Consider the following 21,081-nt stretch of genomic DNA (forward strand, 5'->3'; position numbering starts at 1 on the left):
AGGAAGCCTTACACTGCGCGGCGCTTGAGCCGGCGGCGTTCGCGCTCCGACATTCCACCCCAAATTCCAAAGCGCTCGTCATTTTCAAGGGCATATTCGAGGCACTGGGCCCGCACGTCGCAAGAAGCGCACACCGCTTTTGCCTCTCTCGTGGAGCCGCCCTTTTCTGGGAAGAAAGCTTCCGGATCCGTCTGTGCGCAAAGAGCCTGCTCTTGCCAAGCGAGAGGACCATCATCAAGGTACGCGCTTTCGTCAAATGAAAGCGGCCCCTCACCGAGAATATTCCACACGGTTTTCCCCTCACTTAGATATCGTCTTAATGAATTACACGCGTGTTATACACAATAGTCAAATGGAATGGTGTAAAGAAAGTCTTTGAGAAATTTTGCACTCCCCCAGCCCCTAATTTTCATTTGATATTGAGCACACTCATTTCTTAGTACGAGATTCCGAGACACTTCATATGGTGCCAACTCGCGCATGACATCGCGCTTAGCCTGTGAGAATCTAAAGGCATGCTTGAGCCTAAAGTTTTGACCTGGATGGAATCCACGCCCTCGGCCGTACTGACTTGGTACGCAAAATCAGGACGCCTCGAATTCACTGGACCAGTCATGGCGCGCTGGCTTGCAAAAACTGCGAACTACGTTGACGAGGTGCTCGGCGGGGATCAACCCGGTGTTGCCCTCGCGCTTCCCCCATCTTGGCGAACCCTGGTGTGGGCTACCGGCGCGGGGTTTGCGGGCGGTAGTGTATCCATCACCGCCAAACCCGACCTTTCCAGTTACGACATTTTCGTAACCAGTAGTGAGGCCGAGGCTGACGCAGCCGCAGCTGACGATCCAGGACTGATCGTGTTGCTACAGGACCTGGGAATGATGGCGCTGGGGTGGAGCGGAGATCTGCCGGAAGGCGTTGGCGACGCAATCGCGGAGGTGGGCGGCCAACCTGATGGGCTCGCGTTCGCTGAGGCATTTCCCGCCCAGCTCCCAAAGGGCGAGCTCAGCGCCTCCCTCGAGGCCGGCAACCAGCCGGTGGTGATACACGGCGAACCCTACATTGGGCTCATCTGGAACGCGTGGAGCGTTCAGCGGCCCGCTATCTGGATTGAACCTGGCCTAGACACTAACGCAATAATGGCGCAGGAAAACCTCGTCTAGTCTTCCTGCGCCCTCGCATGTTTCCGCGCTAAATGTCGGCTACAGTCCGCTTGCGCGGATGGAACACCAGTCCTTTCAAACCGGCCTTCACAAGGCGAAGCTTGAGGGATAGCGGTATCTGCTGGCCGCGCATTTGTTTCAGCATGCTCTCCCCAATTTGGGCGACCATGGCGGGGTTGCGTAGCGACCATGCGGCCGATACCTGGTTGCGCACGCCATACTCGAATTTCCAAATGTTCGACTCGTTGATTTGTCCGTAGTTCACGCCCAGGTTCTCCGCCAGCAGGTGATCAACCTTTGAGCTGGGAACGTAGATGCCGGGCCGGAATTTTGACAGGCGCGTGGTGTACTCGGCGTCGTCGTACCAAATGAAGTACTCGCGGTAAGGCAGGCCAACTTCCTCAACTCCCTCGCGCGTGACGAGGCAGGACACGAACGAACACGACTTCACATCCACATACTTTTCCCCATCAATGAGGGGGCGAATCCAGTCCCACACGGTTTCAGGCGAGTTCATCTCGCACATGCTGCCGTCCGTCCACAGCACGCTGGAACACGCGAATGAGGGCATGGCTCCGCGTCGTTTGGTGGCGGCCGCAACGCCGGAAAGTAGTTCTTCGAGGGCTTCGGGCTGTGGAACCGTATCATCATCCATCAACCAGAACGCGTCAAAATCACGCTTGTATGCTTCTTCGATCCCCAGGGTGAAACCGCCCGCGCCTCCCGTATTGTTAACCGCCGTGATGACAGCGTGAGGGCGTTTCCACTCCCGGCCCAGCAAGTAATCGCGCGTATCATCGGTTGAGGCGTTATTGATGACGAGGATCTTGTCAACTGGACGGGTTTGAGCTTCCAGGCCGGCGATTGTCTTTTCCAACAGTTTGCGGCGATTAAACGTAACAACTACAGCTGCGACTTTCACTGCGCTTCCCTGCTTTCTTGCGCGTTGAGTTCCCCCATGATTTGCGCGTAATGGTTTTCAAAGAATGTTGATGCCGACTCTAGGCTACGAAGGTAGTCGAGGCGACTGCGCTGGTCTGCGGCGAGTCGGCGCACAAACTCGGTGTCTGCCGTGAGGCGTGGGAATAGCCGCTTCGCTGCTCTAAAGAACGCGATAGGTTCGCGCGGCAGTAGTGCTCCCTTAGCGATGACTGTCTGCTGTGACCCGACGTCTGTGGATACCACGAGCACGCCGGCCGCGTCCGCCTCGATTGTGGTTAGGGTGAGGCCCTCGTTTTCAGAAGTGATTACGAGGACGTCGATGTCAGCAAAAAAGTCTGTAACTGGGCCCCAGGGGCGGCGTTCAATGACGGATCCGAGGCGCATGCGCCGGATTTGTTGCGACACGATTTCTTCAAGTTCGCCATCTCCTTGCATGGTGAACTCAAATTGGCCCGGATAGCGTTTGTTCAGGTATGCGGCAAGCGCCACGAACAGCACCGGCCTCTTTTGCGGCGACAGGCGGCCGAGGAATCCGAGGCGAAGCGGCCGGTTTTGGGGCAACTCAACCGGTTGAGGTTGGGCCTGGTCTGAGGTGAACGACGTGAGCGGACGGTAGATGACCTTCGCCGCGTCAACGCCGCCTTCACGGTAGAGGCGCTGCAGTTGCGGGGAGATCACGTGGTGTAGGTCCACGTATGCTCGCGCACCGATGGAGGCTGATACGAAGCCGCCGCCGCGATGCTCAAAAATGTGCGTGCTGTCTTCAATGCGCACGCCCGGGTAGAGGGATTTCACCAGCGGGATCATGCTGTAGGCGAAGATCGAGTGGTGAATGTGGATGCGGCCCGGCCTATGCGTAGCCATGATTTCGGTGACGAGGGCCGGCCAGCTTCGCCTTGGTACTACCTGGTCGATCAGGTAGATGAACTGCGACATTGAGGAGGCGAGGTTGAGCTGGCGTTGGGGTGCACACCGGTCGAAGGTGAAGATCAGGTTGAAACCAGCTGCTTTCGCGATGCGGGCCTGCTCCCACGCCCAAGCTTCTGCTCCCCCGGATTCTGCCCAGTGCATGGCGATCCACATGGTTTTAGAGTTGAGGTCGCCTCCAGCTTCTCCCACACGCATCATGGCGGGCAGAATCTGTGGCTTGCGTCCGCGCCCGTGCGTGTTGCGGTATTGACGATACACGTCCAGGGTGAGGGGCGCCGCGTGGTAGACCTTCGTGTAGGTTTTCGCAACCAGTGCGGCAGCCTTCGAAGTGTTGAGTTCCATCTTAAAGTTGGCGGGTTTGCCCACTAGCTCCGCGGTGGGAATCGCCATCATTACGCGTTCAAGAGGAATATCGTTTCGGCTTTGCGCGGTGATGACACCAACCTCAGCGCCATCCTCGTAAACATGTTCAAACGGTTTTTGCAGCTCCGCCGGGTTCGACATGGGTTCCACATTTCGACAGCTGAGAACAACCTCTAGCCGTTCGTGGAGCAAAAGCAGGGGGCGAAGTGCGCTTTCAATCCAGGCGTCATCGAGCCGGCCCAGAATGTTCTCCCCTTCGCGGCTAAGCATGACGGTGAACTTGTATGCGGGGAAAACATCGGCGAGCCGCGCTGCTAACTGCTCACTATTTTTGCTCACTGCGCATCCTTTCAATCGCTTCGTCCACGGTGCCATCGATAACGATCTTGCCTTTTTCAAGCAGTATGCCTCGGTCGCAAATGTCTGCGATCATGTCGAGGTCGTGGCTAACAATCACGAGGGTGGTGCCGGCGGCCTTCATTTCTTGCACGCGGGCCAGACATTTACGTTGGAACGGTTCGTCACCAACAGCGAGGATCTCGTCGACAAGGAAAATGTCTGGGTCGGTGTGCACGGCAACGGAGAAAGCCAGGCGCAAGAACATGCCGGAAGAGTAAAACTTCACTTCGGTGTCGATGAACTTTTCGATTTCCGAGAACGCCACGATCTCGTCGAATGCTTCTTCAACTTCCTGCTTGGACATGCCCAGGATCGCACCGTTCAGGTACACGTTTTCCCGCCCCGTCAGATCCGGGTGAAAGCCCGCGCCAACCTCGATCAGGCCCGCAGCCTTGCCGCGCACGCCCACGTATCCGGAGTCTTCGCGCAACACACCAGAAATCAACTTCAAACAGGTGGATTTTCCCGAACCGTTGTAGCCAAGTAGCGCAACCGTGTCGCCCTCGTTCACGGTAAAAGATACGTCGTCGAGGGCGCGGAAGCGTTCTGAAATTTCGGAACGCCGCCCCGTCATTGACCAGACGAGGGTTTCTTTGAGCGTGTGGGTGCGACGGATAATGAATTCTTTGCGAACGTTCTCGACCTTCACCACGGGACGCGGCGTGCGATTTTCGTTTTCCGTAGCCATTAGAGCTCCTGCGCAAAACGCGGGTCGAGTTTTCTAAACACAAATTCGCCAAGCAGCAAGGTCACAACTGCGGATACGCCCGCAATGGCGCCCCACATAAACATGTCGGGAGGCCGCGTGGCCACCTCTTGCAGGTTAGTTGGTTCCCAAAACACGATGTGGAACATTTCCACAACTGGGGTCAGCGGGTTCAACTGGTACAGCTTCCACAGCCAGCCATCGCCGAGGAAGTTGTAGACCATCTCCCACTTGTACAGCACCGGCGATGCCCACGTGGTAATCATGAGGATCAGTTCCACAAAGTTCTCAGCGTCACGGTAGAACACGTTGAGGGCGCCCATCAGTAGCCCCACCCCCAGGCCGAAGATGGTGAGAACTAAGAACACGTAAATGAATAATCCCAGTTCCATGAGGCCGGGCCGCCACCCAAAGATGAGGGCTCCGCCCGCGAGGATTACCAGCTGCGGCACGAAGTGCACAAACGCAACCCACGTTGATGCAACTGGGAAAAGCTCGCGCGGCAAGTAGATTTTCTTAACTAGCGGGGTGTTCCAAACCACTGAACGAGTGTCGTTGTTGAAGATCTCAGCGAAATAGTTCATTGCAACAACGCCAGCGAACATGTAGATCACGTAGTTCTCAATAGCGCGATCCATGCCCATGAACTTGCCGATGGCCAGGTAGAACACGAGGAACTGGACTGCCGGTTTCGCGTAGCTCCACAGCATGCCCAGCACAGAACCGCGATAACGTACCCGCAGTTCCTTGTGCACCAGAAGTGAGGCGAGGAAACGCTTGTCAAATACTTCCAGTAGTCCCCGTGACCGTCCCGGCCTTACGAACTCGTCAGTGGAATTGGTCAAAACGGCTCCTAGTTTTCACCGTCAAACAGTGGTGCAAGCTGGTTGTCCCACATTGAAAGCGCAGAGGCTATAGCCATGTGCATGTCCAGGTACTTGTAGGTTCCTAGACGGCCTCCGAAGAACACCCGGTCTTCGCCTTCCATCAGCTCGCGGTAGCGGGCCAGACGCTCGCGATCCTCATCCGTGTTTACCGGATAGTACGGTTCTTCGTCCCGCTCAGCAAAGCGCGAGTATTCGCGGGCGATCACGGTTTTGTCACTCGGGTACTGTTTTTCCCGCTCGGGGTGGAAGTGGCGGAATTCGTGGATGCGCGTGTAAGGCACGTCCTCATCCCCGTAGTTCATGACGGAAGTTCCCTGGAAGTCACCCGTGTTTACAACTTCGATTTCGAAGTCGAGGGTGCGCCAGGTGAGGTCTCCTTCGCTGTAATCGAAGTAGCGATCCAGCGGGCCCGTGTACACGACGGGAACCTTACCGACCACCTTGTCTTTAGACAACTCGTGGGAGTTGTCAAAGAAGTCGGTGTCAAGGAAAACGTCAATGAGTTCGTGATCTGCCATCCGTTCCAGCCAAGCGGCGTATCCGTCAGTTGGCAGGCCTTCATAGGTGTCGGAGAAGTATTTGTCGTTGTATGTGTAGCGTACCGGCAGGCGCGAAACGATGGAGGCTGGTAGCTTCTTCGGATCGGTCTGCCACTGTTTCGCCGTATAGCCCTTGAAGAATGCTTCAAACAGGGGGCGCCCCACTAGGGAGATGCCCTTAGATTCGAAGTCCTTAACGTCAGAGTCGGCAACTTCAGCGGACTGTTCTTTAACTAGTGCCCGCGCTTCATCGGGAGTGTAGGCAGCGCGGAAGAATTGGTTGATTGTGCCCAGGTTTACGGGCATCGAGTACACCTCGCCGCCAACGGTAGTTTTCACGTGGTGAACGTAATTTGTAAATGAGGTGAAGCGGTTGACGTACTCCCACACGCGCTCGTTGGACGTGTGGAATAGGTGCGCACCATACTTGTGGACTTCGATACCGGTTTCTGGGTTCGCCTCAGAGTAGGCGTTGCCCCCAATGTGATTCCGGCATTCCAAAAGCGCAACTTTGAGGCCGCGTTCTTCCGCGCATTGGCGCGCAATTGTTAAGCCGAAGAGGCCAGATCCCACAACTACAACGTCATATTTCAAGGCAAGCTCCTATTTCTTGGCGTAGGTACGCTCTTTTAGTCTAACCGCGTCGGAACCACGAGAGGGTTCCAACCCCCTGGTATATGACTTTTCGCGCGGGGGTGGGAATGAGCCGGTAGCCGGCACGGATTACCACGTTGCGCACGTATTGCGCGGGGGTTACAAAGCCTATGCGCAAAAGGTTGCGTTGCAGTTCCAGTTCGGAGTGGAACAGGTCTTTTCCTCCCCTACGCGCATACGCTCCAGCCCCCACGCGGTAAGCAACAAGGGGCTCCCTAATGTTGGCAGTGCGCGCGCCGGACGCAATCATGCGGGCAAACAACCAGTAGTCTTCCATACGGTCTAGGTGCTGGTAGCCGCCGGCACGCTCTAAAGCGCTTTTGCGCATCACCACGGTTGGGTGGTTGAACGGGTCGCGAAATCTTGCGGTCTTAGCAATGGCGTGGTGTTTGGCGGGCAGGACGCGAATCATGCCCCACTGGTTCTCATTACGGTCAAATTCAGCTATGGCTGATCCAATTAGGTCGCGTCCGCGCATGAGGGGGAGCTGCTTAGCGAACCGATCCGGCAAGGACACGTCGTCGGCATCAGCGCGCGCAATGATTTCGTGTTTGGCAATTTTCAGCCCAGCTTCGAGGGCGCAGGCAAGCCCCTGGTTTTCAGCTAACCTCACTACGTCGATGGGCTGGCCGGCAATTTCGGTGGCCCTGTCGATGGACTCTTGCAACGCGTCAGGCACGGGGCCGTCTTGGACGAGCACCACCTGATCGGGTTTCAGCTGCTGTTCACGAGTAATTGATACTAGTGCCCGCTCAAACTGTTGCGGGTCATCCCCCGCGTAAACGGATGTGAGCACGGTGAATGGCTCATTTTCGTTTGCAAATGCTAGATGCGCGTCTGCTTCAACGATCTGGACGTCGTTCGCGACGGGCGTGTGGGCAAGGACTTCGGCGGTGCTGCGCGGCGGGCGCGTCCCCTGTTTTATGCCTTCTGCGGCAAAGCCAAGTAGTGCCTTCGGATCGGCGGAGTTCTTCACGGTCAGGCCCCAGCGCAACACCGATTTACCGCCATATAGCGCCTTTTCAACCGGGTTGAGCGCGCGCGAGCGCGTGTACATCCACAGCTTGTTACGCACTTCGTTTACAAAGCGCGGGCCGGGGTCGGCGGAAGAATCTCCAAACTTCTTCGTTTTGTGCACCACCACGGAGTAGGGCACGTACAGGCCAACTCGGTGGCGCAGTAGCCTCGCGGTGTATTCGAAGTCGTCATTCCAAAGGAAGTAGTCAGCTTTTGGCAGCCCATCTTCTACAATGGCACGCCGGTCAATCATGATTGAGACGAAGGAGGCCGTGCGAATCGGGATCGTGTCAATCTCTTCAGCTCGGCGCGCAAGTTTCGGATCAAGGAGAGGACGAGGACGCGGCCGGTTCATCGGGTGTTCTCGCCCGTTGGTCCAGATGGCTTTAGAGGCGAGGATAGCCGGCTGGCCCGGATATCTACGACGCGCCTCCAGCAGACCGGCCAGAGCTGTCTCGGTGGGAACCGTGTCGTCATCCATTATCCACACTAGGTCCGCATCCCAATGGTTCACGGCTCGCGCAATGCCCGCAGCGAAACCCCCGGCACCCCCAAGATTTTCAGGCATGGTGAGAACTTCGTCCACCACCTCGTGTTCCTTGGCTATGGCACGCGAGTTATCGGTGGAGGCGTTGTCGATAACCACTACGGCCTGGGGCACCGTGGTTTGGCAGGCAAGACCGTTTAACGTTTGGATCATCAGATCCTGGCGATTCCACGCCACTACTACCGCAACGACGCGGGGGTTGGTGGTTTTCACCTTTCTCCTTTGCTGATCCAAGTCCGATTAGTTCTTTTGGGCATTATCGCACGTATTGATTTCGTAGAGTCGGCTTGCGCCCGCGTGGGCTATAAGTTTGAAATTTTCAGCGAGGTCGTGGGCTGCTTCAAGTCCGGCGTATCTGGCGCCTACAGGATTTTCGGGCCAGTAGATGATGTCGTCGGTGTAGAAGTAGCGGATGTGGTTACTTTCCAGCAGGCCACAAACCGCCGGATCAGAGTTGGCCGCTAGTTCGAAGTTCTTACCGATTTCTACGGATTCGTCGCTCCACTGGCCTTCAACGTGGCGGTAGAGGACGTCAAGGCCAGTGAGCGCGTAGATGAGCGGTAGGCCGGTGCGCGGGTCACCAGCGATGGTGTCCCCCTCGTGAACGTATTGGGGCAGCGTTTGGATGAAGTGAAGTTCTTCGGGGCTGACAAGCCCGTTGAGGCCAGATTCGTTTTTGAACTCGTAGTTCAGGTGGAGTTGGGAGGATCCGGAGTAGTAGCCCAAGTTGTTTGTGCCTACGATCAGGCCGGCAATCATGACGGCAACAAGGCCGGCGCGGGCCGGTGTTTTTTGCCCGATTTGCCCGGCAATGCGCAAGGCGGTGTCGAAGATGAACCACGTGCCGATACCGGCGAGCGGGGCGCCGAACAGGGGGACGATGGCACCCAGACGCACCGGGTCGGAGTACCAGGGGCCAACGAGGGCGTAGCCGGGCATGTTGACCACTGCGGAGGCAACGAACAGGTAGCTGGCGATGCCGTAGGTAAATACCAGCCACCGCATGTGCGGCACGGTTAGCGCCACGATGATGCCGATGATGGTGAGAATGCCGAGTGCCCAGTCGATGTAGGCGTCGCCGTATCCCATCCAAGATAGTTGCGATTCAAAAATGACGCCGAATGATTCGCGTTTGAAACTTCCGATAGGTTCTCGCGCCCAGTTGGTCACGGTTTGCCACGCGGGGTGAATCATTGTGAGGTAGAGGACGCCTACGAGCGCTACCACTGCTGTAACAAATGTGATTAGTTGACCGGTGGTGAGTTTTAATGTGCGGGCAATCATGCGGATTATGAGGTCTGTTGCAAGGGTGACAATCGCAATGAGCGCTACGAAGATTCCGGTGGGGTGAATGAGCGCGATGCCGGCAGCACCAAGCAGGCCGATAAAGGAGGTGCGAAGCGCCATGGGTTTTTGGTTGGTGCGTCCAAACCAGTCTGCAAGGGCGATGACTATGAGAGGTACGAGGGCGTACGCGTAAACGGTTGGCCAGAGCACCCCGTAGGATGCGGGCCGTTCCGGGAAGGAAGAAAAAGTGGCGGCCAACAGCGCAGTGAAGATGGGCAGAGCGGGGGCTTTGGGAAGGAATATGGAGCTGAGCTGGGCAACCGCGAGCGGCCAGAGGATTGTGGAGATGACGATGACTGCCGCGTTGGTGGCGACGATGATGTTGGTGTTCCCCACCATGGTGAGTGCAACGAGGTCGTGGAATCCTGCGGGATAGAAGCCGCCGCTAGCGGCGTGCCCTTGGTCTAGCGAGGTGGCGACGGCGGAGAGGTTAAGGGCAGAGCCGTTTCCAGTTTGGAGGATCCAGCGGATTGCGGACAGGTGGAATACGCCGTCCCAGGTTTGGGTGGGATATTCGGGCCGGCCAATACCGCTGATGAAAGCACCAACGGTAAAGGGAAGCGTGATGAGCATGCCCACGAAGGCCGGCCAGATTGCGGGATTAGCGGGGATTTTGCGCGTAGTTTGTGGTGACTGCGGCGAACGCGAACCGGCACGAGGCCGGGTTAGGTATCCGATTAGATATGCGAGCGCGGCGGCAACCACTGTGGCCCCAAGGTATAGGGGCCAGCCCCAGGGCATAGAAATGAAGGGGCCGGCTACGGCGGCTAGTCCCATGATGCCTGCGGAGACGAGGGGCGCGAATGCGAGGGCGCGCCACTTGCCGGGGCGCAGGGCTGAAGTTACCGCTAATCCCGGCCCCCACAGTGCTGCAACCGTGAGTAGGGCCGGGATTAGCGCTGGAATCCAGGCGGTGATCAAGCTTTAGCCTTGAGCGTCACCGATTACTAGGCGCGGCGTGCCCTTCCATAGTTGCGGGTCGGTTACGCGACGCCCGTCAAATAGTACCTTGATGCCCGGCAGGTCTGCTGGCGTGATGGTCTTATACTCGGGGTGGTCTGCCTGCACGATGGCGGCGTCGACGGGCTCACCCATCTTGTAGGCGTCCCAACCGAAACCGGCGAGTTCTTCCGCGCTGAACATTGGATCGTGAACAAGCACTTTGGCGCCGCGCTTGCGCAGTTCGTCGACGGTTGCGAATACGCCGGAGAATGCGGTTTCTTTGACTTTTCCTCGGTAGGAAGCGCCAAGTACAACAACGGTCATATTTTCGAGGCCACCGAGTACACTCTCGAGGCGCTTGACGGAGTATTCCGGCATGGAAGCGTTAAAAGTGCGCGCGGTGCGAACAATGGAGGCGTCCGGGTCGGTGGATAGGTACAGGCGCGGGTAGACGGGGATACAGTGTCCACCCACGGCGATACCGGGGCGGTGAATGTGGGAGTAGGGCTGGGAGTTGGAGGCGTCGATGACTGCCTGCACGTCAATGCCCTGCTGATCGGCAAATACTGCGAATTGGTTTGCGAGGCCGATGTTTACATCCCGGTAGGTGGTTTCGGCTAGTTTCGCCATTTCTGCGGCTTCGGCGGAGCCGAGGTCCCACACGCCGTTGGGTCGATCCAGGTCGGGGCGCTCATCGAACTGGAGGACGGATTCGTAAAACTCGATTGCCTTCTGGGTGCCTTCTGCGCTGAGTCCGCCAACTAGCTTGGGGTATCGGCGCAGGTCAGAGAATACGCGGCCGGTAAGAACTCGTTCTGGGGAGAACACGAGGTGGAAGTCTTTGCCTTCGGTAAGGCCAGAGATCTTTTCGATCATGGGCTTCCAGCGGCCACGCGTGGTGCCCACCGGCAGTGTGGTTTCGTACGAAATAAGCGTGCCGGGCGTGAGGTTTTCTGCTAAAGACTTCGTGGCGGCGTCCATCCAGCCGAAGTCAGGCTCCCACGTTTCGTCGTTGACGAAGAGAGGTACTACGAGCACAACCGCGTCCGCGTTAGGAATCGCGTCAGAATAGTCGGTGGTGGCACGGAGCTTGCCCGCGGGAACGAGCTGCGAAAGCTTTTCCTGCAAGTGTGCTTCGCCGGGGAACGGCTCTTTGGCATCGTTGATCATTTGAACGGTTGTTTCGTTCACGTCAACGCCGACTACCTCATGGCCTGAATCTGCGAACTGTACGGCCAGGGGCAAACCGATCTTCCCCATGGCAACTACGGCGATACGCATGCGCTTCTCCATTTCAAAGATTTTCAAGAATCAAATCACTGCCAAGTTTAACACTGCGCCTCGTTCGGCTTGATGTCGCAATGCGCGCTTGCCCGCTTTCATAAGTTCGTGAACCTGCTTGTCATAACTTTGTGAGGCGCGCCCGCCAAATCCGAATAGGGGCGCGGCTTGTATAAGATTGGGGCATGAAAATCATGTCTGTGGTGGGCGCGCGCCCGCAGTTTGTGAAACTTGCTCCGATTGCTCACGCCTGTGAGCGCGCTGGGGTAGAGCACATCATTGTTCACACCGGTCAGCACTACGATCCAATGCTGTCGGATGTGTTCTTTGAGGAGTTGAACATTCCGGCCCCCGATGAGCACCTTGGGGTTGGTTCGGGCTCGCACGGCGTGCAGACGGGCGCGATGTTAGCTGCAATGGATGAAGTGATTTTGAAGCATGAGCCCGATTGGGTGCTGGTCTACGGCGACACTAACTCCACTCTTGCAGCCGCACTCTCCGCAGTGAAGCTTCACTTCCCTATCGCTCACCTTGAGGCCGGTTTGCGCTCGTTTAATCGACAGATGCCAGAAGAAATCAACCGCGTACTCACCGACCATGCTGCGGATCTGCTTCTTGCTCCTACCGAGGTTGGGGCCAAGCATCTTGCTGAAGAGGGGCTGGCTGACCGCACTGTGGTGGTGGGCGATGTAATGACGGATGTGCTGATAGAAACCCGCGTCAAGGTGGCAAACAAGCCGAGCCCGATTATGCAAGAGTTTGGCTTTGCTGAGGGTGAGTATTCGTTGGCTACGATTCACCGCCCCGCTAACACAGACACGAAGGAACAGTTGGACGCGGTGCTTGATTCACTGGGCAAAGTGGATCACCCCGTAGTGATTTTGGCGCATCCTCGCCTGGTAGCCAAAGCCAAGGAGCACGGTTTAACTATTGAACGCGGGAACCTAAAGGTTCACGCTCCCCTGGCCTACCCTGATCTGGTTGCTTCCACGATGCATGCTCGCGGCGTAATTACTGATTCGGGCGGGTTGCAGAAGGAAGCGTTCCTGCTACGCACACCGTGCACCACGGTTCGCCCGCAAACGGAATGGGTGGAAACTGTTGAAGCTGGCTGGAATGTGCTCGTAGATGCTGGCGCGCAACTAGTTGCAGCCGCGTCCCGTCCGCGTCCGGCCGATACGGATATCGCCCCGTACGGTGACGGCCACGCAGCCGAGCGCGTAGTCGAGGTGTTGCGAGAATCTTCATCCAAGGTGCAATGATGCGGGGGAAAACAAACCCAAGGGCTCACAAGGTTTCCTTATTTCTCGCAAGCGCTCTTGGCGCGGTGCTAGTACACCTGGCTGTACGGCTAAAGGTTGGGGTCTATCCTTTCGGAACGTACAGCGGCAGAGTCCACGATTTCGGGGCCCAATATCTGCCGTTCTATTCGCGATTTAGAGACCAGATCCTCCAAGGTAGCGGGCTTTCGGGGCTGACTTTCTCATGGAACTTGGGATTAGGCGTCTCTACGATCCCGGACTACGCCACCTATCTTGGCGGGCCAATAACGCCTCTTGTTCTTCTGCTGGTTCCACGCCATCAAATCCTTGCCGCCTTTCTTATCAGCATTTTGCTAAAAGTTGCTCTAGCAGCTGGGTTCATGCGACTTTTAATACATTATTTGCGGCCAGATTTCAGCGGCGTCCTTCCGCTTATAATCTCCGTCGGATACGCCTGCTCTAGCTGGGTGTTTGAACTGGGACAGTTCATTCCTCAGTGGCTCGACGTCTCGTATGGGCTTCCGCTACTCTTTTTTGCCGCGTTAGAAATGCGCAAACCAAGACCCAGGTGGATCCTGGCCGGCGGCGCCGTGGCTCTAGTGTGGTGGGCAAACTATTACGTGGCCTTTATGGCCAGTATTGTGGCGGGTCTATTCTCCATCACCTTGGCGTTGGGATTGGATGGTTTTAAACAAGGGCTTAAAAATGTGGCACGCTTTGTTGCAGTTGGCGTCCTGGGTGTGGCCATTACTGCCCCTATCCTCTTACCAACTGTTAATGCCCTGTTCCAAGGCGTAGGGTATGAGTCCGTAGAAAGACTCATTATTTTCGGCAAATCGGTTGCCGGAATCCGAACATTGCCGTTTACGACTACGATTACCTACGAGCCACCGCTGTACACAGGTTTTGTCGCGTTAGCGCTCTTTGCCGCCTTCTTCTTCACCCGAGATTTGACTTGGCGCTTCAAAATAGTCTGGCTGATCACAAGCGCGGTGCTGCTTTTGTCTCTCACGAATATGAAGGCACAAATCGTTTGGAACCTGTTCCAAACCCCGCACGGTACGCCATATCGTTGGGTTTTCGTCATCACCGCTTGGGTGGTAGTGACGGCTACTTTAGCGTGGGAATCAAAAACCGGTAACAACCGGTTCGGTAAAGGCAAGCAACTGGACGGTCCGAACTGGGGCCAAGTTATCATCGTTGTACTGCTCGGCCCGGCTATCGCATTACTGCTACTAAAGCGCTGGAACCTGGTTGGCTTCCCCACTGCTGGTCGCACCACCATGGCCGCCTACGTGTTTTTGCTCTGCGCCTTGCTCGCCGTCATTCTGGTTACCAGATGGTATCCAATCCGCAAGACGGCACTGCTGATTGGACGCGCGACTACAGCTCTACTCTTGGTAGCAGTAAGTTTTGAATATGTTTGGACCGGCACTCTCGTAGATAAGGAACTCATTCCTCGATTCGAGATAATTAATACTAACGTCGAAGCCCAACGTATCGAATTGAGTGAGCGCCTTACTGCCGACGAGTGGCCCACCCACCGGCTAGGTTGGATACACGATGACTTTACAGATTTTCACGCTACCGACAACCTATCTGCCCGCTATATTTACCCCGGAACGGACTATTATTCCACAGCGGTCACGTCTCAATATGCTGACTCCGTCGGCGCTTTGGGCATGGTAACGAGCAACGGGGCACGTTTCTCATGGCTACCGGAAGATTCCATCCTCAAGGGCGTTCTTTCGGTTGCATCCGAAGATGGTCTACCAACACTTCCGATGGCTCGGGTCTATCCTGACCAGTTCACCTCGACCGGCGGTTCAATGCCCGAGGAATATGAAAGCCGGTCTTCTCTTAGTAACGCGCCAAATCTGTACCATTTCGAGCCAGTCAGCGTTAAGAACGCCGCCACACTTGCAGAGGAAACGCAACTGCGTAAGGGCGAAACCTACTTGTTTTCCACCTCTTGCCAGCCGGGCACAACGGTATTTGCCGGAGTACATCGCTATGAGAGGATTTCCGAAGCTCCCACGGGATACCAAATTGAACAAGCTAACGGCGTCACTGCTTCTTCAAACGGCCTGCTAGGCGAGATCGGTCAGGCTACGGAAGCCACCCAGAGTTTCACGCTACATATGACAGCGGACAGAACACTAGATCAAAACCTGTTTGTTGGTTGCGCCGATATTTCTGAGTACCTGCGCGGCACAGAGAAAATTGCGCGCCCATCTGACCTTGTGATTCAGGCAGAAAAGGTCACGGCTACTTTTACGCAACCGGTTTCTGGCGAGTTCGTCTTGGCTACCCCGGCGATTGATGGGTGGTCTTGCTCAGCTGATGGCAAGCCGATTCCGGTGTCGAGTCGAGCTGGTTTGCTATCCGCAACCGTTTCGGGTTCAACGACGGTACACTGCAGTTTCACTCCCCCACTGTTTAGAGCTGGAATCGGAATATCCGCTCTGGCTATCCTCCTGCTGTGCACTCCGGGTCTGGTAGCTCGGTTACGTAAGCCTAAAGCGCATCTGACTGAGGGAGCCGAGCCTGTCAGCTAGTTCGGTGCTGCGATAACAAAATGACTACTCGACGCAAGCTCCCTGCGTGCCTTGCAAGATGCAGGTGGAAGCAGTGCGTTGGAACGGGTAGTAGTCGGGGCGCTCGGCCGATGAGCAGAAGTTGATCTTGTAAATCGCCGCGCTGCCCCCCTCGTCGATTTTTTCGAACCCCGAGTTTAGGGGCACTCCGTAGAGCCCTGGACGCATCATGTCTGTGTCTTGCCCGTTGTAGAAGGATGGCTTATCCGCGTAGAAATACTCGATATTGTGCTCTTCAAGAATTTCGCAGATACGCGCGTTTTCTTTGATGTCTTTGAAATTTTGCAATAAAAGAACGTCTTCGCGGTTTTCAGGACTGTTGGGGTATGGCCACACTGTTTTCACGTTAGATAAAGGTTGTAGCAAGGCCGCTCCGGCAGCGGGATCACCCATGACTACAGCACCTGGCGGAAGCGTGTCCTTCGCTCGTTTAATCATCGCGATTTCGGCCTCATCTGCTAAAAAGCGAACGTTGTCGCGGTCTGGGTGGAAAGCCTGCTGCCCGCTTTGCGCGATTGCTGGCGCTATCCAGGCATACATTAGGAGCGTGGACAGCATTACTGCCACCCCCCTGTAGCGGTTTGCCCCGGCACCTCTTGTAGCCACCAACTTGTTCCAAATCGTGTCCGCAAGAAGAGCGAACAGCGGAACTACGAAAATAGCAAGCGCCGCCTTAGGTCGGTCTGGATAGTTGTAGTAGAGGCTGGTAATGCGGCTCAATCCGGGAATCGGGAAGAATGTTCCAATCACAAGAAGCCACTGCGATAGCCAGCCGGCAAGCATAATCCAGCGGCGCCGCCGATACGCAACAAACAGAGCAGCTATAAGAAGAACAAGTACGAGTCCGTAGAAAGAAAGCGCCCTTACACCGCCATAGGGCATGTAGAGAGTAGCGCTGGCGAAGAGCTTTTCGGGCACCGAATCCCACCCCACTTTAGGGAATCGATGAAACAGGATATTTCGAGCAGGAGTCGGCCCGTCAACTACAAACATCATCAAGTAAAAGAGGAACAGGGCACCGGCAATATTCCGCGCTGCCCGCTGTTTGTTACCGCGCTTATAGAAGATGACTCCGACCCGAATAAGCTCAAACAGCAAGTACACAAAGAAAGCGAAAGAGGGCAAGAGCATGGTAGACGGGTGAATCCCGATTAATCCCAAAATGGGAACTGCGGTTACAAACAGCACCGCAAATATCGACAGCGTAATGTCCCGGGCCGAGCTCAACCTTCTGATGGTCTTTGTTGCGTAATACCAAAGCGCCATCATTCCGGGCATGATGACCATCCCCAAAACGAATGGCCACAGCGTAGTCTCTAACTCCAACCTGATCATCGCGATGGGTGCCAGCACAGCCCCCAGGAAACTCCATTCGTATAAGCTCTGCTTACCTCCAATCGCAACCGACCAAGTACCGACCCCAACTAGCCATAGCAAAGGCGTTACCAGTAGCAACACATTTACGGCAGTGAGGGCTTGGCTTGACCCGCTAGTCACCAGGCTGAGCATTGCGTGCCAAGTATTTGGGTAGTACCATCCGACGTCACTCAAACCCGCCATGGTTGCATTCGAGTTCAGGGGCGAAGCGTTACCGGACTTTTCCATGAGCCACAGTTGGTTGTAGTGGTAGCTTGAATCACCGCCTTGCACGATGTCAAAGGGGTTAATCGTCAAGATGACGGGAAGAATGACGGCAATCCAAACGATCATCGTCATGAGCAAGTGAGTTGCGATTCGTCTGCCAGACAGATCGTTTTGCGGAATCATGGCGGCAACATTTTTGCCCAGGCTGGTTCGCGCTAGAATCCAGGCTCCTGCAACGGCAAACAGGGTGAAGCCAATGAAAGGTATCAAGCCCCACCGAAATGGCAACAGGCTATTAAAAAGCGACCACAAGAATATGAGGCCAACGCTCCAGGCAGGCGCGGTAGCTAACCGCAATATGGGGGAGGCTTTGGGAAATAGAACTGTAGATATGACTGCTCCGGGTATCACGATTATCGCCAAAACCGAAAGGAGCATTGGCAAAACCGAAACCCATTGACTTAATGTTTCCAAAACAGCTCTTTATCGTAATTCATTCCTCGATCCTGCCGGCAATGTAGTCAGCTACAGCGTTCCCCACTGCCTTCATAGATCGGTTCTCTTCTACCCATTTGTGCAAACGTTGCGGATCCCAGTTCTCATGTTTTTCATTGAGAAGAGTATCCATGGCATCAAGCACAGATTCCTCACTATAGGGCACACAAATTCCAAGATCATTTTCCGCAATATCATCTATTGCCAAGCCAACGCCGGCATAAAGAACAGGAATTCCGCAAGATAGAGCGGTTAGCGCTTTGGTTGGGTAGGCGAGGTCGTAACCGATTCCAGGCTGAATAGAGACACAACTCGCAATAGCTTCGCTCTGCCAACTAGCCGCTTCTTGGGGAGAAACGGTCTTGTGGATCACCAGGGGCTCGTAGTCCACGCCTGCCGCTTGCGCCTTCTTGGCCAGCCTGTCCGCAACTTTTTCTAGTTCCGAAACGCTGTCGCCCCTCGTCAAGTAGAGGAACTGAACGTCGTGGATTGGCTGCCAGAACTTCTCGAATGCTCGCGCGAACAGTTCCGCCCCTTGCCAGCCTGACGCTGTACCGGCGTAGATGAAGTATGGACGCGAGATGCGCATCCGGGTCTTTTCCTCTTCGGTAAGCTGCGGAGCCTGCGGATTAAAGATCTGCGTATCTGCACCATTTGGCACAACTGCAACAGACTTGGCGCCCATTTCCCACACTCTTTGCGCCACATCGTCAGATACAGCGATGCAACCGCGCGCTCCCCGAATGGCGAAGGACTCGATGCCTCGAACCGTCTTCTTTACGAGGGCGGGCACATCCATGCTGTCTGTTGCATCCGACCACACATCTGCCGCGTACCAAAAGTACGGCATCTTGCGAACCGTGCATGCCAGGCGCGCAACCGTTCCCGTAGTTGGGGGCGGTTCAACGAGGATGAAGTCTACCTTTGGCATCGTGAGCATTTTCAAGAAAGCTTGGATATCAAATGAGGCGTATGACAGGTAACCCTTAACGTAGCCTTCTTTGTCACGCACTACGGGAACCCGACAGATTGTGCTGTCTGGTTCAGCTTTGATACCCGGGGGTGGTTCAGTGGTGAAAACGCGAACCTTCGCTCCTGCTTTTTCCAGCCCACGTTTTGCTGCTTTGAGGCGCAATGATGCTGCGGACGGTTCCGGTGCAAAAATCCTGCTGACAATGAGCCCGGTAAGAATCATGCTTCCACTTCCCCACGTGCTGAAAGAGCTTGTTGATAAATGCTGGTGTGTAGCTTCGCGTAGGCTTCCCCTGAGAACCTCTCGTAGGCTACCCGCCTTACCTCTTCTGGTTCTTTAATAACGCTGCCCGAGGCAAAATCACGCATCGCGCTCACTAATGCCTGATGGTCATCAATTGGCACCAAAATACCGGTTTCCTCTTGCATCATGTGCGCACCACCAAAACTTGCTGACGCGATTACGGGTAGCCCCAATGCTTGCGCTTCAGCAAAAACCATTCCCGCTGTTTCGCTTGAAGATACTAAAACCAGCACGTCCTTAGTGGAAAGCATCTGCGGTAGCTCATCGCGACTAACTTGGCCGAGCAAATTCACCGCACCTGCAACCCCGATTTGTTGGGCGAACGCGTGCACTTGTTCGCACCTGGATTCAGAGCCACCAATAATGTCAAGAGAAACGTCATATCCTTCATTCAGAAGCTCTTTAAACGCGACGATGGTCTCTTCAACGCGTTTCCAACGATCCAAACTAGAAATGTGAACGAACCGAGTCTTGCCGGGCACCTTTTCGTGCAACGGGTACTCGTAGAACATTTGCGGAACAGGTAGTGTTCCAACACCGAACTCAGTTGCGTATTTTTCCCCGAGTTCCGCTGCAAAGTTCGGAGACACCGCAAGCCTAAAGTCGGCGTCTTGAACCGCGCGTTTAATCGCTCGGAAACGTGGATTCTTCTCGTTGGCCTCCAGTGTTGAGCCTCTGTGTTCGGTAATGCCAAACGGAATGTTCCAATACTCGGCCATCACTTGGGCTGTGAGAACCCCAGGGAACACAGATTGGGCATGAATTATGTCTGGTTTACTCCAACGCTTTGCGTATGCTTGAGCCGCTTCGATCGCATGACGCTTAATCAACTTGTAGTCTCCGGGCAGAATCCCGCGCGGCACGGTCCGAACATCTTGGCGGAGCACTCGCTTGTTGTAGTCAAACTGAAGATAGTAGTTTCCCTGTTGCCAAAAACTCTTTGGGTTTAGATAGTAGACCCCCACCTCGTGCCCATGTTTTTGCAGAGTTTCTAGGGCTTCTGCAAAAAAATGCCCATTCAGTGGAAACTCTAGGGTGGGGTACCATGACGGCGTCCATAAAACGTGCATTATTGATCCTTCGTCAACAAATCAGCCACAGCTTGTGCACGTGCGGGCCACGTGTTGGCGTGTCTGTCGGCAAGCACCTTGTTTGTGCGCGTAACTATTTCTTGCTCATCCTGGTTCAAGCGTTCGAACAAGTTCACCAGCGCTTGCTCTTCATTGGGAACGGTCCATCCCCAGTCATTACGCGAAATAACCTTGGCCGCCAGCGTGCCGTCAGTGGCGATTACCGGTTTGCCGCGCCCCACATACTCATACAGTTTGAAGGGCACAGCGAAAGACCAGTAGTGCGTGGGATCGACTGCGATCACCGCTACATCGGCGCGCGCGTAGTATTCATCAAGATCGCTACCTTTAGCATGCACCACTCGCACGTTGGATTCATGAATGTCATACTCGTGCTCAACTGCCCGCCAGCGATCCTCATCTGTACAAATCGTGAGTGTAACCGCGTTTACGCGTTGAACGGCTCGCACCAACTCATGCAAGTTGTAGTGAGCTCCAATGCCTCCAACATAGAACATATGCAGAGGCGAAGGGGGCGCCGGCACGTCTACTGGCTCGCCTCCCGGAGGGAGCTCTTTTACCTTAGAAACACGTAGCTGCGGGATCTCTTGCGCCATTTCAAACGAGGGCACAAAAATGATGTCTGCGTAGCGCTTATAGAGAGCTAACTCGTACCTGTACAGGGCGCGCATTCCCGTTGCGAGTGGTTTGCCTACCCGCTCCTCGTACTCGTCATACACCCAATACAGGTCGCGGTAAAAAACCGACGTGGGCACACCGTACTTTTTCAGCGTGCGAAAGATCTGCGCGTCAAGCAACAGGTGGGGGAAATGGTTAGCGTTCCCAATCATCGCGGGAATCGTTGCAGATTCTGAATACATGAAAGCGAATCGTTCCCCGCTGGCCAGCTTTGCCTTCAACTTGTGGAACTTCGCCTTGCGAGCCGAACTCTCCCCCGTCAAGTCAAAAACTTCGAAGCCCGCATCTTTGAACGCTTGAAGCATCCTTCTCGGCCTGATCGCAGAAGCGGAAACAGACTCGTAGTTGAGTTCGTACGCGGCATGGTAAATCATCCTTACCAAT

General features: G+C 55.4%; 16 protein-coding genes. 3 read left to right on the plus strand and 13 right to left on the minus strand.

What is annotated here, in order from left to right:
- Window positions 1–8: 8 nt before the first annotated feature.
- Window positions 9–290, minus strand: a complete 282-nt coding sequence (locus HMPREF9238_RS02810) for a WhiB family transcriptional regulator (protein WP_016443926.1) — start codon at window positions 288–290, stop codon at window positions 9–11.
- A 225-nt stretch (window positions 291–515) separates the two neighbouring features.
- On the opposite strand from HMPREF9238_RS02810, the gene HMPREF9238_RS02815 reads away from it, so the two are divergent.
- The gene (locus tag HMPREF9238_RS02815; protein WP_016443927.1) at window positions 516–1,160 is read left to right on the plus strand and encodes a TIGR03089 family protein; all 645 of its coding nucleotides are present in this window, start codon (window positions 516–518) and stop codon (window positions 1,158–1,160) included.
- A gap of 28 nt (window positions 1,161–1,188) precedes the next feature.
- Here the strand turns inward: HMPREF9238_RS02815 and HMPREF9238_RS02820 are convergent, their stop codons facing one another.
- The 8 genes from HMPREF9238_RS02820 to HMPREF9238_RS02855 are packed head-to-tail and all read right to left on the minus strand — an operon-like array spanning window position 1,189 to window position 11,714.
- A complete protein-coding gene (locus tag HMPREF9238_RS02820) occupies window positions 1,189–2,082 on the minus strand; it encodes a glycosyltransferase family 2 protein (protein WP_016443928.1) in 894 nt (297 codons plus the stop codon).
- Window positions 2,079–3,734, minus strand: a complete 1,656-nt coding sequence (locus HMPREF9238_RS02825) for a glycosyltransferase (protein WP_016443929.1) — start codon at window positions 3,732–3,734, stop codon at window positions 2,079–2,081. The genes HMPREF9238_RS02820 and HMPREF9238_RS02825 overlap by 4 nt, the downstream gene beginning before the upstream one ends.
- On the minus strand, window positions 3,721–4,482 hold the full coding sequence (locus tag HMPREF9238_RS02830; protein WP_016443930.1) for an ABC transporter ATP-binding protein: 762 nt from the start codon (window positions 4,480–4,482) through the stop codon (window positions 3,721–3,723). Before HMPREF9238_RS02830 ends, HMPREF9238_RS02825 begins: the two co-directional genes overlap by 14 nt.
- Window positions 4,482–5,345, minus strand: a complete 864-nt coding sequence (locus HMPREF9238_RS02835) for an ABC transporter permease (RefSeq protein ID WP_016443931.1) — start codon at window positions 5,343–5,345, stop codon at window positions 4,482–4,484. The genes HMPREF9238_RS02830 and HMPREF9238_RS02835 overlap by 1 nt, the downstream gene beginning before the upstream one ends.
- An 8-nt stretch (window positions 5,346–5,353) precedes the next feature.
- Window positions 5,354–6,520: a UDP-galactopyranose mutase gene (gene glf / locus HMPREF9238_RS02840; protein WP_016443932.1), complete on the minus strand. Its 1,167-nt coding sequence runs from the start codon at window positions 6,518–6,520 to the stop codon at window positions 5,354–5,356.
- 40 nt (window positions 6,521–6,560) lie between these two features.
- Window positions 6,561–8,357 (minus strand): glycosyltransferase, encoded by a 1,797-nt coding sequence (locus HMPREF9238_RS02845; RefSeq protein WP_016443933.1) that lies wholly within the window; start codon window positions 8,355–8,357, stop codon window positions 6,561–6,563.
- A 27-nt stretch (window positions 8,358–8,384) separates the two neighbouring features.
- Window positions 8,385–10,412 (minus strand): DUF6541 family protein, encoded by a 2,028-nt coding sequence (locus tag HMPREF9238_RS02850; RefSeq protein WP_016443934.1) that lies wholly within the window; start codon window positions 10,410–10,412, stop codon window positions 8,385–8,387.
- A 3-nt stretch (window positions 10,413–10,415) separates the two neighbouring features.
- The gene (locus HMPREF9238_RS02855) at window positions 10,416–11,714 is read right to left on the minus strand and encodes a nucleotide sugar dehydrogenase (RefSeq protein ID WP_016443935.1); all 1,299 of its coding nucleotides are present in this window, start codon (window positions 11,712–11,714) and stop codon (window positions 10,416–10,418) included.
- Between the two features lie 185 nt (window positions 11,715–11,899).
- Between HMPREF9238_RS02855 and wecB the strand changes: the two genes are divergently transcribed.
- Both wecB and HMPREF9238_RS02865 read left to right on the plus strand, forming a co-directional pair.
- Window positions 11,900–12,976 carry a non-hydrolyzing UDP-N-acetylglucosamine 2-epimerase gene (gene wecB / locus HMPREF9238_RS02860; protein WP_040316454.1) on the plus strand — a complete coding sequence of 359 codons (1,077 nt, stop codon included), beginning with the start codon at window positions 11,900–11,902 and terminating at the stop codon, window positions 12,974–12,976.
- Window positions 12,976–15,534, plus strand: coding sequence for a YfhO family protein (locus HMPREF9238_RS02865; RefSeq protein WP_016443937.1), 2,559 nt, complete (start codon window positions 12,976–12,978; stop codon window positions 15,532–15,534). The genes wecB and HMPREF9238_RS02865 overlap by 1 nt, the downstream gene beginning before the upstream one ends.
- 24 nt (window positions 15,535–15,558) lie before the next feature.
- Here HMPREF9238_RS02865 and HMPREF9238_RS02870 read toward each other — a convergent pair whose 3' ends face one another.
- The 4 genes from HMPREF9238_RS02870 to HMPREF9238_RS02885 are packed head-to-tail and all read right to left on the minus strand — an operon-like array spanning window position 15,559 to window position 21,071.
- Window positions 15,559–17,595, minus strand: a complete 2,037-nt coding sequence (locus HMPREF9238_RS02870; protein ID WP_016443938.1) for a DUF6541 family protein — start codon at window positions 17,593–17,595, stop codon at window positions 15,559–15,561.
- Between the two features lie 55 nt (window positions 17,596–17,650).
- Window positions 17,651–18,847, minus strand: a complete 1,197-nt coding sequence (locus HMPREF9238_RS02875; protein WP_016443939.1) for a glycosyltransferase — start codon at window positions 18,845–18,847, stop codon at window positions 17,651–17,653.
- A complete protein-coding gene (locus HMPREF9238_RS02880; protein WP_016443940.1) occupies window positions 18,844–19,998 on the minus strand; it encodes a glycosyltransferase family 4 protein in 1,155 nt (384 codons plus the stop codon). The genes HMPREF9238_RS02875 and HMPREF9238_RS02880 overlap by 4 nt, the downstream gene beginning before the upstream one ends.
- The gene (locus HMPREF9238_RS02885; RefSeq protein ID WP_040316456.1) at window positions 19,998–21,071 is read right to left on the minus strand and encodes a glycosyltransferase; all 1,074 of its coding nucleotides are present in this window, start codon (window positions 21,069–21,071) and stop codon (window positions 19,998–20,000) included. The genes HMPREF9238_RS02880 and HMPREF9238_RS02885 overlap by 1 nt, the downstream gene beginning before the upstream one ends.
- Window positions 21,072–21,081: the final 10 nt, after the last annotated feature.

This window comes from Gleimia europaea ACS-120-V-Col10b, assembly GCF_000411155.1.
GTDB lineage: Bacteria > Actinomycetota > Actinomycetes > Actinomycetales > Actinomycetaceae > Gleimia > Gleimia europaea_B.